12 protein-coding genes are annotated in these 12,547 nt (G+C 68.8%); 5 read left to right on the top strand and 7 right to left on the bottom strand.

Translation table 11 applies throughout. The features are described from left to right. Window positions 1–17: 17 nt before the first annotated feature. Window positions 18–1,103 carry a hypothetical protein gene (locus tag AB0C19_RS01205; RefSeq protein WP_357177569.1) on the bottom strand — a complete coding sequence of 362 codons (1,086 nt, stop codon included), beginning with the start codon at window positions 1,101–1,103 and terminating at the stop codon, window positions 18–20. 296 nt (window positions 1,104–1,399) lie between these two features. On the opposite strand from AB0C19_RS01205, the gene AB0C19_RS01200 reads away from it, so the two are divergent. Continuing rightward, a complete protein-coding gene (locus AB0C19_RS01200; protein ID WP_357177567.1) occupies window positions 1,400–2,602 on the top strand; it encodes a low temperature requirement protein A in 1,203 nt (400 codons plus the stop codon). 11 nt (window positions 2,603–2,613) lie between these two features. Here AB0C19_RS01200 and AB0C19_RS01195 read toward each other — a convergent pair whose 3' ends face one another. The 3 genes from AB0C19_RS01195 to AB0C19_RS01185 are packed head-to-tail and all read right to left on the bottom strand — an operon-like array spanning window position 2,614 to window position 4,909. Further along, window positions 2,614–3,285 carry a GPP34 family phosphoprotein gene (locus AB0C19_RS01195; protein ID WP_357177565.1) on the bottom strand — a complete coding sequence of 224 codons (672 nt, stop codon included), beginning with the start codon at window positions 3,283–3,285 and terminating at the stop codon, window positions 2,614–2,616. Continuing rightward, window positions 3,282–4,001, bottom strand: coding sequence for an ABC transporter permease (locus tag AB0C19_RS01190; RefSeq protein WP_357177563.1), 720 nt, complete (start codon window positions 3,999–4,001; stop codon window positions 3,282–3,284). The genes AB0C19_RS01195 and AB0C19_RS01190 overlap by 4 nt, the downstream gene beginning before the upstream one ends. Before the next feature lie 26 nt (window positions 4,002–4,027). Further along, window positions 4,028–4,909, bottom strand: a complete 882-nt coding sequence (locus AB0C19_RS01185) for an ABC transporter ATP-binding protein (RefSeq protein ID WP_357177561.1) — start codon at window positions 4,907–4,909, stop codon at window positions 4,028–4,030. A gap of 107 nt (window positions 4,910–5,016) precedes the next feature. Between AB0C19_RS01185 and AB0C19_RS01180 the strand changes: the two genes are divergently transcribed. The 3 genes from AB0C19_RS01180 (at window position 5,017) to AB0C19_RS01170 (ending at window position 7,599) form a co-directional block, all read left to right on the top strand. Beyond that, complete coding sequence (locus AB0C19_RS01180) at window positions 5,017–6,171, top strand: histidine kinase (RefSeq protein WP_357177559.1); 1,155 nt, start codon at window positions 5,017–5,019, stop codon at window positions 6,169–6,171. Next, entirely contained in the window at window positions 6,168–6,770 is a 603-nt protein-coding gene (locus AB0C19_RS01175; protein WP_357177557.1) for a response regulator transcription factor, read from the top strand. The genes AB0C19_RS01180 and AB0C19_RS01175 overlap by 4 nt, the downstream gene beginning before the upstream one ends. Before the next feature lie 352 nt (window positions 6,771–7,122). Beyond that, window positions 7,123–7,599, top strand: coding sequence for a hypothetical protein (locus AB0C19_RS01170; protein WP_357177555.1), 477 nt, complete (start codon window positions 7,123–7,125; stop codon window positions 7,597–7,599). Here AB0C19_RS01170 and AB0C19_RS01165 read toward each other — a convergent pair. Then, window positions 7,566–8,057: a barstar family protein gene (locus tag AB0C19_RS01165; protein ID WP_357177553.1), complete on the bottom strand. Its 492-nt coding sequence runs from the start codon at window positions 8,055–8,057 to the stop codon at window positions 7,566–7,568. The two genes, AB0C19_RS01170 and AB0C19_RS01165, sit on opposite strands and share 34 nt — an antisense overlap. Next, the gene (locus AB0C19_RS01160; RefSeq protein ID WP_357177551.1) at window positions 8,054–8,965 is read right to left on the bottom strand and encodes a GNAT family N-acetyltransferase; all 912 of its coding nucleotides are present in this window, start codon (window positions 8,963–8,965) and stop codon (window positions 8,054–8,056) included. Before AB0C19_RS01160 ends, AB0C19_RS01165 begins: the two co-directional genes overlap by 4 nt. 221 nt (window positions 8,966–9,186) lie before the next feature. Here AB0C19_RS01160 and AB0C19_RS01155 point away from each other — a divergent pair, with 221 nt between their 5' ends. After that, window positions 9,187–11,415 carry a hypothetical protein gene (locus AB0C19_RS01155; protein WP_357177549.1) on the top strand — a complete coding sequence of 743 codons (2,229 nt, stop codon included), beginning with the start codon at window positions 9,187–9,189 and terminating at the stop codon, window positions 11,413–11,415. On the opposite strand, the gene AB0C19_RS01150 is transcribed toward AB0C19_RS01155, so the two are convergent. After that, window positions 11,377–12,510 (bottom strand): hypothetical protein, encoded by a 1,134-nt coding sequence (locus AB0C19_RS01150; RefSeq protein ID WP_357177547.1) that lies wholly within the window; start codon window positions 12,508–12,510, stop codon window positions 11,377–11,379. The genes AB0C19_RS01155 and AB0C19_RS01150 overlap by 39 nt on opposite strands. Window positions 12,511–12,547: the final 37 nt, after the last annotated feature.

Below are 12,547 nucleotides of genomic sequence, written 5' to 3'. Positions count from 1 at the left end.
CGCGGCGCGATGTGGCGTCAGAGTCGGGAGGTGAAGGTGGCCAGGAAGCGGTGCGGGGTGACGACACCGGCGTTGTCGAAGCAGATGACGTCGACGTCGGCGTTTGTGGTGTACGTCCAGGGCTGGGTGAGGTGGCAGTAGTTGCTGCCGGTGCCCTGCGCCACCACCTGAACGTGCGTCTCCTTGAGGCCGACCTGCGGGAAGGTCGCCAGGTAGCGGCCGGAGGGCGCCAACGGTGCCACGGTGTTCGCACCGACACCGAGTACCGAGTTGTCGTTGGTCGGCCCGCCGACGGCGGTGCCCAGATAACCGAAGTACGACGGCGGTCCGAGCGAGCCGATCACCGGCCGCCGACGGTGGTACGAGAGGACGAAGTCGGTGTTGATGAACGCGCCGGCCTGGTCGTAGCAGAAGACGTACACCTGCACGCCGGTGCCAACGGCGCTCCAGGAGTAGACCTTGCAGCGACGCGGACCGGCGTTCGGCTGCACGGCGGTGACCTGCACGTTGCCCGCGAGCAGCCCGGCCAGTCCCACCCCGGGCAGCCGCACCAGGTACTGCCCGACGCCCAGCGGTCCGACAGTGTTCACCGCACCCGTGGAGTTGTACGACTGCGCCACCAGGCCGCTGCTCCACTGCGCGTACGCGTGGGCGGTGCCGGCCGGCAGCACGCCCGAGCTGGTCGTCCAGAGCACTGTGAACGGGGTGTCGTCGCGCGTGCCGCCCGGCTTGTGGCACTGCACGTCGACGATCTCGTCGGTGCCGGACTGGAACCAGCGGACCACCTCGCAGTAGTGACCGGTCCGGTTCACCGGGGTCACGTGCGGCACGCCCCGGGAACCGGCGCCGATCTGCGGGAAGCGGACCTGGAACCGGCCGGGCGCGAGCTTGATGCCGTCGGCCCAGGCGGCCGGAAACGCGGTCTTCCAGCTACCCCACTGCCGGCTGGTGTCCAGCACGGTCCAGGCCGACACTGTGGGGTCCTTGACGTACGCGAAGCCCCAGCGGTCGGCGGTGGCCGCCGCAGCCGGTGCCGGCGGCGCGAGTGCGCTGGCTGCCAGGACGGCGGCCAGCGCCGTGGTGACGAACGATCGGAGACGCATCTGTTCCTCCAGTCGACGGGAACATCTCGGAGAGGAGTGTGCGCGTAGTGATCTGATGGTCACAGTCGGCTACATCGTGCTCTGGTGTCGGCTGTCCGCTACTCGTGAGCGAGATTCTGAGCAGTGCTAGCACTTTGCTGACGCCTCGCGTCTGCTGCCGCTGACCGCACCGGCCGAGGCCTCGGGCACCCAGGGATCGGCGCGCGCCCACTGGCATTCTTCGGGTAACGACTCGACGACCTGCCCGGCGTGGTACCAATACCCGGATAGGCGAAGCCGGCAGGAATGGGCGGCCCATGTCGACAAGGGCAGCAGCGCTGCTTCGAAAACCCGGGCAACCCCAGCGACCGAGCCTTCTGGAACTCTTCTTCGACCTGGTCTTCATCTTTGCCCTCAATCGGGTCTCGCAGCGGCTGGTCGAGGAACTCACCGAGCAGCGTGTCGTCCTCATCGAGGCGGGCGAGACGCTGCTGTTGCTGCTGGCCTTCATCGTGCTGTGGTTCGTCACGGCGTGGGTCACCGACCTCTACGACCCGCAGCGGCCGCAGCTTCAGGTGCTGGTCTACACGGCCATGCTCGGGGCGCTGGTGATGGCAGTCGCGGTGCCGCACGCGTTCGGTGACAGAGGTCTGGCCTTCGCTGGTGCGTACGTTGCCGTCCACATCATCCGTGGGCTGGTCATCGTGCCGCTTCTGCGCGGCCACGAAGCTCAGCGCCGAGCGGCTGGAGTGTTCTTCTGGTTCACGTTGTCGGCAGTGCCGTGGATCGCCGGCGCGATCGTGACGGATCTGGCCCGCACCCTGTTGTGGACGCTCGCGATCGCCATCGACGGCGCGGCACTGCTGTTGTTCTATCCCGCACCGTGGTCCCGCCCCACCCAACGGCAGTGGCCCGTCCTGGCCGAATACCTGTCTGAGCGTTACCGACAATTCTTCATCATTGCCCTGGGCGAATTGATTTTGACGACCGGCTCGACCTACAGCGACACATCGTTTCGAAACGGCGGAGCGGCGGCAGCTTTCTCGGTTTCCTTCATCACCACTGTGCTGCTTTTCCGTGTCTACATCTTCAGGGCGGGCCAGCTGTTGCCCGAAGCCATCAGGGCCGCCGCTGAGCCCGCGCACCTAATCCGGGAGGCTTTCCTCGCGCATGTACTCATGGTGGCCGGGATCGTCGCCGTTGCCGTCGGATACGAGATCGTGATCGAACATCCGTTCGGGCATACCAACGCGGCGTGGATCCTCGTCGTCCTCGGCGGACCGATGCTCTTCCTGATCGGACGAGCCTTGGTGGAACATGCCGTCTTCGCCCGGGTGTCCCACTCTCGGATCATCGGCGCTCTGGCGCTTGCTGGCGCGTCGCCATTCATGATCTTCGTGCCGCCGCTGGCCGTGGCCGTCACCGCCGTCATCGTCCTCGCCGGCATCGCCGCTTCCGACGCGGTCCACGCCAAGGGGAAACCGCCCGAACGACCGCACCCGGCCTACTCCAGGCAGTGAGCATGGAACCTTCACCGACCCGTGATGGCCGCGATGGCGCTGTTGACGACGGTGGCCGTCACGGTGCTGGTCACGGCCGCCGCCGCGGCGTCGGCACCCCAGTTGCCCCGCTCGAGTTCCTTGGCCCGGCTGATCACCGATGACGTCCACGGGATCTCGCTGTGGAACTGCGGGAGCGTCCCGCTCGCCGAGAGCAGCGCCGCGAGCGCGGCGACCCGCGCCTGCGGCTCCGCGCCGTCCACGAGGACCTGCCGAACGTCGGCGAGCAAGCGGGCCCGTCGTTCGGTTCTGCCCTCCCGAAGGGCCGTCGTCCGGAACAGGCCGAGCACCTTACGGGGCTCCTGGTCGATGTCGCCTCGCGCGATGAGCCGCTCCAGCACTGGCTGGCGCAGGGCTGGACCGATCGCGGCCAGGGCCGTCTGCACCCCCCTCGGTTTCTCGGCGAGGTAGTCCCACGCGGGGCGTAGGAGGCCATCCGTCGGTGGGTGACCCGCCACGCTCCGGAGCCGTCCCCGGTCCGCACTGGTCAGGTGGCCGCCGAGGGTGAGGTCCGCGAGAACGGCGCCGCCGAGGACGTAGAAGAGGGTGTTCTCTCCCGCGATGGTCCCGGACCTGGGTTGGAACAGGAGCAGTAGGAGATCTTCCACCAGGGTCGGCGCGTACGACCGGGCGTCGAAGGTCATCGGCGCGGCTCCCAGCGGAAGAGTCGGGTGGCCAGAGCGACGGCGACGACGACCCAGCCGAGCGTGGGCGCGAGCAGGAGCAGGGAGTCGGTCACGGCGACACCGCCGTTCCAGGCGTTCATTGTCAGTTCGGTGGCCGCGCCGCCGGGCAGCAGCCGCTTGAGCCAGGCGAGGTTCTCGGTGCCGGTGATGCCCACCCAGCTGGCCATGGCGATCACCCCGAGGGTAACGGGCAGGGTGGTGACCTGGGCGTGTTCGGGGGAGTTCGTCAACCCGGCCGTGGCCAACGCCAAGCCGATCATCATGGCCACTGTCGCCAGGACCGCCACCACCAGCAGGGCGACGTTCGCCGGTGCGCCGGCGACCACTGCCAGGGCGGTCAGGATCGCTGTCACCTGCACCCCGGCGAGGACGACCACTGGCAGCAGGAGGCCGGCGAGGATGCCGGCGTCGCCTTCGGCGGTGGAGCGCAGCCGCTTGAGGAAGAGATTCTGTCGCCGGGACGCCAGGGTGGTGACGGCGGTGGCGTACAGCCCGAACGCGGCCACCGTGAACGTGACGATCGCGGCGATGTAGCCGAGGCTCCCGATGGCGGCGTAGGTCTCGTGCTGACGGACGAAGAACACACAGACCGCGACCGGGATGATGAGGCTGGTGATCAGCACCAGCCGGTTACGGAAGATCTGGATCAGTTCGCTGGACGCGATGGACAACACGGTGAGGCTCCTCGCGGAAGATCGAATCAACTGTTGATGGCGCGGAAGACGTCGTCGAGGCGGGTCGGCCCCGCCGCCAGGTCCCGCAGTTCCACGACGTGGTCCTGCGCCCAGCCGAGCAGGAGGTGCAGGTCCTTCTGCAGTTCGAAGGTCTCGACAACTACCTTCCCGTCCGCGTCGACGGTGGCCCGCACCGGCAGCGTCGGCACCGGTGCCGGGAGGGAGAAGCGGATGACAGCGGGCAGGGTGCGGGTCAACTCGGAGACGGTGCCTTCCCTGTGGAAGGCGCCCTCGTGCATCAGCCCGATCCGGTCCGCGCGCTGTTGTGCCTCCTCCAGGTAGTGCGTGGTGAGCACGATGGTCGCGCCGTTCTCCCGGAGCCGGTCCACCGTCGCCCAGACCGCATCGCGGGACTGGATGTCGAGGCCTGTGGTCGGCTCGTCCAGGAAGATCAGCTCCGGGGTGCCGTAGACCGCTGTGGCGAAGTCCAGCCGCCGCTTCTCCCCGCCGGACAACTGCGACACCTTGCGGCCGGCTCGGCCGGTGAGGTCGACCATGTCGAGCACCCGGCCGACGTCGTCGGTGCGTCGGGTGAGCCGACCGATCAGACCGACGGACTCACGGACGGTGAGGTCCGGGGAGAATCCGCTCTCCTGGAGCATGACGCCCATTCGGGGACGTACCGCTCTCCGGTCGTCGGGGCTGTGCCCGAAGACGCGTACGGTGCCCGAGGTTGGCCTCCGATGTCCTTCGACAACCTCAAGGGTCGAGGTCTTTCCGGCTCCGTTGGTGCCCAGCAGCGCGTAGAGCTCTCCGGGTCGCACCTCGAAGGTGACGTCCTTGACGGCGTGGAAGTCACCATAGGTGAGGTTCAGCCGGTCGACTTCGATGACGGGTGTGGTGGACATACACCAATGACAGCGCGGGCGCCGCCGACCCGTCAGTGGCGCCACGTCATCACCGCATGTGACGTGGTGTCACTGGTCGGCGCCTCTGGCTGCCGGATACTGACATGGTGACCGCGAGAACGCCGCGCTTCACCGAGTCGACGCAGGGGAGACTGCGCCGGCTCAACCTCGCCACGTCACTGCCGCCGGTGGTGTTCGCCGCGGTGGTCCTGCTCTGGACCGACGCGCGTAGCTGGTGGCACATCGTCGTCCTGGCGCCGGGTGCCGTGGCGGCCGTGGTGGCCTTCGAACGGTGGACGGCAAACGACCTCGCCCGGGTCGCGCTGCCCTGCCTTGTTGTGGCGGCAGCGGTCTGGCCCCTCGGGGTCCTGGTGACCGGCAGCCCCAACGCCTACTGGGGTGTCTGCGCCGTAGGCTCGCTTGCCCTGCGCGAGGTGCGACGGCGTCGGGCTCTGACGATGGCCGGGCTGTTCACCTACGTCGCCGCCGTCGGCGCGGCACGGCTGCTGGTGCAGCGGGACGACATAGGTCACGTCCTGGTCACCTACGTTCTCATCCCGACCGCTCTCACCGTCGTCGTGACGGCCTTCACGGTGGTCGGCGAGCGGTTCTACGACCTCATCCGGGAGCTCGAACAGACTCGGAAACGCGAGGCGGAGCTGGCCGTGGTCCGGGAGCGCGTACGGTTCGCCAGCGACCTGCACGACATCCAGGGCCACACCCTGCACGTGGTCAAGCTGAAGATCGCCCTGGCCCAGCGACTGCTGCTCCGCGACACCGCTCGGGCGGAGAAGGAGCTGCGGGAGACGTACACGCTGGTCAGCGACACCATCGCGCAGACCAAGGAACTCGCCTACGCACAACGGCGGCTCAACCTCACCGCGGAGATTGAAAACGCGAAGAACCTGTTCGAGGCCGCCGGCATCCGGGTCCGGGTCACCCGGGAGGCCGAGGTCGATCCCCGCGCCAGTGAGCTACTCGGGCAGGTGCTGCGGGAGACGACCACGAACATCCTGCGGCACGCGCAGGCCACCCAGGTGCAGATCACGCTCGCCGCGTCGGGCATCACCATCGTCAACGACGGCGTGACCGCCAGCACGCCCCCGGAGCTCAGGGGGCTGGCGGCACTGAGGCAACGGGTGGCGGGCGACGGGGGTGAGCTGACGGTGGAACAGAAGGACGGGCGGTTCCTGACCGCGGCGGTCTTGCCACCCGCTCGGGCCGACGCGGCCCCGACGGTCAGCGGGAAGGACGGCCGATGACCACCATCGTGCTCGCCGACGACGAGGCGCTGCTGCGCACGGCCCTGGCCGCGCTGCTGCCGATGGAGGGCGACATCACCGTTCTCGCCGAGGCGCAGGACGGCCGGTCGGCGATCGCCGCCACCCTGCGGCACCGGCCCGACGTGCTGGTCATCGACCTGGAGATGCCGGGCGTGGACGGCCTGGGCGCCGTCGCCGAGATCCGCCGCGAGCGACCGGAGCAGGTGATCCTCATGCTGACCCGGCACGCCCGCCCCGGCGTGCTGCGCAAGGCGCTGAAGCTCGGCGTCCAGGGCTTCGTCAGCAAGTCCGCCGAGCCGGCCCACATCACCTCGGTCATCGCCACCCTGCACTCGGGGAAACGCTGGATCGACCCGGACGTGTCAGTCCTCGCCGTCACCGAGGACAGCCCCCTCACCGACCGGGAAGCCGACGTCCTGCGGGTCACCGGCGAGGGCTACTCGGTCGCCGACATCGCCGCTCGGCTCCACCTCGCTCCGGGCACCGTCCGCAACTACCTCTCCAACGCGATGCGCAAGACCCAGACCCGGACCCGCCACGACGCGGCCCGCTACGCCCGCGAACACGACTGGCTGTAGACGGCCGGCGTGATCAGCGACATCACCCTCTACGTCCGGCCCTTGCCGGCGCTCACCTGCTGATGGCTCGTCTCGGGCCCGACCTGGCCCGGCGCAACGGACAGCCGGGCCTGGCTCGGCTGATCCCGTTCGCCAGCGGCGCGATGCACTCGATGGCCGCCACCGGCGAACGGAGGATCATGCCGAGAGTGGCACCCCGGTAGCAGCATCTGCTGCCAGCGATCGCCGCCGAGAACCCGCCGCCGAGACCTAGTCGGGTAGGTGTTGGCGCTCCCGCACCTCGCTCTCCTGGGGGAGTGGAACCGGCCCGGGGAGGGAGGCGTCACGGTGTTGGCTCGGCGAGGGTGCTGGTATGCCCGCTTACAGAGGTCGTCGCTGGGCGTACGGCGCCTTGGCTTGGTTGATCTTCTTTGTGGTGTCCCACGTGCTCCTGGTGTTCTTCCCCGGGCCCGATCCCACCGGTGATGGACAGTGGGGCATGAGGGCCTACGTGATCTTCAACGTGGTGCTCATCTCCATGTCAGCCATCGGAGCAGCCGTCGTTCTGGCCACAGTCCGCCCGCCGGCTCGGCGTCTTCCCCAATGGTTACTGCTGGTGCCACTGTTGTTCGGCAGCATGCTGCTCGTCATCCGGGGTGTTCCAGGAATGGTCGAGAATCTTCTGATGGTCACCGGTGTCCGCCGCGGTGGTTTCGTGGGAGCGGCGGACATCTCGACGGGCGAGTTCTGGACCGGCATCGGAGTCAACACCTACTTTTTCGCAGGAGCGGTGTTGCTGGTTGGGACAACCGTCTCCTACGTCCGACGATCAGCGGGCCCGTCTCGGTGAGGCGTACCGGCGTCCGCGCGGGCGATCTCCTCCCGCAACAGAGTCGCCTCGTCGTCGCGGTCACAGAGCAGCAGCACAGTGAACTCTGGCTGGCCGAACGGGCTCGCCCAGTGATGAACGGCCTGCGCCAGGATCTGGAACAGTGTGTGCCGATCCTCGGCACTGCTCGACAGCACCCGAGGCGCGTTCTCGACGACGATGAGATACCCGTCCGCAGGCAACCAGTGCAGATCACGGAGACATTCGGACAACGCGTCCCAGTTCCAACCGAAGTAGCCGGGAAAGAGCAGCGCGTCGGAGAACTCGTAGAAGGTGTGGTCCGCGTCCGTCATCCTCGTTCCGTCGAGCCGGGCGACGACGAACCTGCCCGCTTCCGGTAACACCGCCGCCACCTCGACCAACTGACTGCGCGAGCAGACCTCGATCTGATCGGTGGAGCCGCTCCGCCAGTTGCTCATCGGACGATGACCAGGTTGGCCATGTCGACGACCGGCAGGTAGCCGAGGGCGGCGTAGATCTTGTTCGACGTCGGGTTGGCCTGGTCGGTGAACAGGCAGACCCGCGCGCCGTCGGCCTGGATTCGGCGGGAAACCTCGGCTACCGCGTTGCTGGCCCAACCACGTCCGCGCTGGACCGGCGGTGTGTACACCGGGCCCAGGCGGGCCACCCCGAACGACTGTGGATTGGCGCCGGTGAGGTGCACCGGCTCCCCGGTCTCGTCGACCCAGAACCACAGCCGTCCGGCTCGGATCCGACGCAGCACCTCCGCGTGGTCGAGCGCTTCGTGCGCACTCGTACCGGGCGGGCGGCCCGCCTGTTCGTCGGCGTCACCCGTGAACGCGGCGAGCCACTGCGTGACCAGTCCCGCGTCGTCCTCGGTCGCGGTCGCCAGGCTGCCCCGCACCGGTGGTGGCCCCGTCAGCTCGCCGAGCTCGTGCAGCCGTGTGTGCTGGGTGACCTGGACTTCACCCCCGCCGAGTCGGGCCAGCGCGGAGGCGCACAGCTCAGCGGCGGGCAGGGCCCCGTTGACAGCGAGGACCTCCTCCCCGCGCTCGTGCAAGGTGTGGGCCAGCGCAACGGCCGCCTCGTCGGGCATGGGCAGCAGGAACGGCGGATAGGGGGCATACGGCGCCGAGCGCATCCCGGCACCGACCACGGCACCGGAGTCGTCGCTGACCACCAGCCACCAGTTGCGGTCGGGCTGCGGGATCCCGTCGGCCCGCTGCGTTAACAGCCGGTGCGCGATGGTGGTCACGACAGTGCTGACGACCGGATCGGCGCCCAGGTAGTCACCCGCAACGGCCAGGAACTCGCCCGGATCGCTGAGGAACCGCAGCCGCAGTCCGGTCCTCGGGACAATGCTCATCCGCGTACGTTAGCCACCGCCCACCAGATCGAGACAGGAATTTTGTGCGGCCCGAGGACCTGTAAGCGCTAGCCAGCCGTGCGGCGGGCGCACGGTTGGTCTAGGCCGGGCGGGGTACACCGCCGCGAGTGGCGCGGGGGCTGGGCTCACCCGGCTTGGCCACCGAAGGTGCTTCGGAGGGGCCGATGTCGGGTGCATCAGCGCGGTCAAGCGGGCCCGGGATGTGCGATGACGTGGTGGAGCTGCGGGTACACGGCGCCGCCAGCGCAAGCGCCGCCCAGGTGTTGAACGTGGCGCAGGTCGAGCAGGTCGCGGGCGACCGCAGTGGGGGCTTCTACCGACCCCAACGCCCATGTTCGTGCGGCAGCGGTGAACGGGTGACGGAGGCGTACCGCTGGGGTGACCTGCCCGCCGGAAGCGTGGTCCGAACACTGACGCTGGTGTTCCTCCTGCCGTTCATGCTTGCCAACCTGGCGATCTGGATGCGACCGGCGAGCCCTGGCTCCGACGCGATTGTCAGATCCCTGTGCCGGTTGTTGGCGCTCACCCTCACCGCGCTCTACGTGCTGGCCTTCGTCGGCGTCACGCTGGACCTGGTCGCGTGGAAGTGCATGGGCTCGTCAGGCTGCCTGGCCGGGCGCACCTGGTTGTCCTGGTTGGGTGGGCAACCCGTGGGCCTGCGCCTCGCGGTACTCGCTGTGGTTCCGGCCGCCGCCATCGGCCTGCTCTGGCGGGCCAGCACCCGGCCGGGAAAGATGTTCGACGCGTTCCGCGCTCCGGCGGACGAGGTCTCCGAGCATCGACTCAGCGGGATCGGTCAGTGGGACGCCGGGCCGCTGGTGGGTCGGCTGCGCTCGATCCACGTCGCGGCGGCGTTCGCGACACTGGACGTCGCACTGCTTGCCGCCCGAGCCGCGAACGGCGCCTCGGCCAGCACGATCGCGTTGGCCGTGGCCACCGGGACGGTGCTGGCCAGCTGCGTGGTCCTGCTCTGCCTGCCACCGCTGCTCGACCGGGCCGCCTCGGATCAGCGACTGGACCGAATCACCCGCACGGTACGGACGGTAGCCGTGGCCCTGACCATCGTGGTGACGGTCCACGTCCTCGCCAGCCCGGCGCCGTGGCGCGAGGTGGGAGGCCTGCCCGGCTACGGCGCACTACTCACCTCGCTGTTCGTTGCGCAGACGATCCTGCTGACCGCCCTCGGCGCTGTGCTGCTCTGGCGCCGGGGTCGACGGCGGAACGCCATCCCGCTGCTCGGGCTGGGCGCGCTGGTGATGGCGGCCAGCGCGGTCAGTCTGGCGGTGGCAGTGTCCGCCGAGTTCGTCTACCGGGTGGCGGATTTCCTGGATCGCGACGCGCCGACCGGAGAGGGTCTGGCCTCCGGTCTGCCGCCGGCGTTCACCTGGGCGATCTTCGGCTTTCTCCGGACAGTGCTGTTCACGCTGGTGGTAGCGGTTCCGGTCATTCTCATCTCTCGACGCCGTCGGCTTCGTGCTGCGGCGGCGATCGTCGCCTGCGACTACCCGGACCCCCCGCCCGCAGCCGCGACCCGGCTGCGGCAGGTGCAGAAGGCGATAGCCAGGGCCCGCTTCACGGAAAGACTGATTCCGTTGGCGGTGGTCTACGCCTGCCTGGCCGGGATCGGCACGGCCACCACCACCCTCGGTCTGCTGGAGTTGCTGCCGAGCGAGTCTGTGCAGCGGTACGCACGGGTGCCCGGCGACCTGATCACCTTCTCCATCGCGTTCGGGAGCTGGGGGATCGCGGCGATCATCCTCGGCCTGACCATCGGTGGAATCTTCGCCTACCGGACGGCCGAATTCAGGCGCCACGTTGGTGTCCTGTGGGACCTGGGCACGTTCTGGCCCCGGGCCGCCCACCCGTTCGCGCCACCCTGCTACGCCGAACGAGCGGTGCCGGAGTTGACCCGACGAATCACGTACCTGGTCGGACGCGGCAACCTCGTGCTGCTCACGGCACACAGCCACGGTTCGGTGCTGGCCGCCGCGACAGTGCTCCAGTTACCGCCGCAGGTCAGCAGTCGAGTCGCTCTGCTCACCCATGGGTCACCTCTGTGCCGACTCTACGCCCGACTGTTCCCCGCCTTCGTCGACGACGAGGTGCTGCACGAGATCGGCTCTCGCGTCGACTGGCGGTGGGTGAACCTGTGGCGTGACACCGACTCGATCGGCGGCTGGATATTCACCGCCCACCGGACAACCACGCCGGTAACCGTCCGCGGGACGGCGGCAACGGTGGACCGCCGGCTACGGGATCCCGCCGACGTGGTGCCGCTACCTGGCGACAGCGTCCCGCCGCCGATCCAGGGACACCGGCCCCGCGGATCGGAGCAGCGGTACGCCGAGGCCGCCCGCGAGTTGATCGAGCGCCTTCGCCAGCCGATGAACTCAGTGCCGCTTCCGGGCGACCCGCCGACCGGGCACTGACGAACCCGCGGCGGTGGCGCGGGCGTGCCCGAAGTACATGAGCTCCCAGATCGCGTCCTCGGCGAACGCCTCGACCACCTGTCCGCCCTTGTGGTGCTCGATCGTGAGCAGGCCGGCGAAGCGGAGGTAGGCGCCGTTGAACCGGACCAACCGGGCCGCTGCCCGCTTCAGCCAGGGCAGGTCCTTGGTGAGGGGATTGCGGACCAGGTCGCGCTCGCGGTCGAAGGTCACCACGTACGTGTCGTCGTCGTCCACGTAGGTGTAGCGGACGATGCCCGCCACCGGCTTGCCGGTCTTCGCGTCGGTGTAGACCCCGTCCCGCTCGAACGTCATCTTCGCTGGATCGTCGCCGATGATCCGGCCGTCGCGGGCCAGCATGAAGATGGGGATCTCGGCGAAGCCGTACTTTTCGGCGCCAGTGATGAACGATGCGATGACCGTGTACGGTCCGGCCTGCCCCCGTCCCCAGTACCAGTCGTTGATGATCTTCGGCAGCCCGACGTTGCCCCAGTTGTGGTCGTGGTAGCCGACGCCGGTCGTCTCGTGCCGCACCCCGTCGATCGTGTACGAGCCCCGCACGGCTCCCTGGGGCACCGAGGGCAGCCAGTTGAACTCGAGGTCGCCCTCCGGGCCGAACAGCATGTGCCCGGTGGCCGGACGCCAGGCCGGGACCTCGGACGTCAGTGTGAAGTCGACCCTCAGCCCCCCGGCGGTCGCCTGGATCCGGTACTCGCGCAGGCTCTCGCCGTGGAAGCGGTTGCCCGGCCCCATGCCGACGTCGGTACGCCCGCTCGCCGCCGACCAGTCCGCTGCGGGGATCGCGATCGTGTTGTGGGACATCGTCCCGTCAGGCAGTTCCAGGTTGACCCGGAGCTGCGGTGACAGCGGGCTACCCGCCGCGCCGAGGTCCTTGTTCATGAACACCACGACAACCTTCGCGCCGTCGTCGAGGTGGGCGTCGAAGTACCACCACTCGTACGACCCGGCGCGATTGTCGGTGCGGGCGCCGTCCTCCCATTCGCGTACCGCATCGCGCTCCAGCCCGAAGCGGGCATAGTCGTCGCTGAGCGCGGCGAGTTCGGGGTGATCGAACATGACTCTTCGTCTCCGTTGCTTCTGCAAGATCAAACTG

Source organism: Micromonospora sp. NPDC048842 (assembly GCF_040649935.1).
GTDB classification, from domain to species: Bacteria; Actinomycetota; Actinomycetes; order Mycobacteriales; family Micromonosporaceae; genus Micromonospora; species Micromonospora hortensis.
Note: the sequence above shows the minus strand (reverse complement) of the source record. Positions and strands in the feature narration are given on the sequence as shown.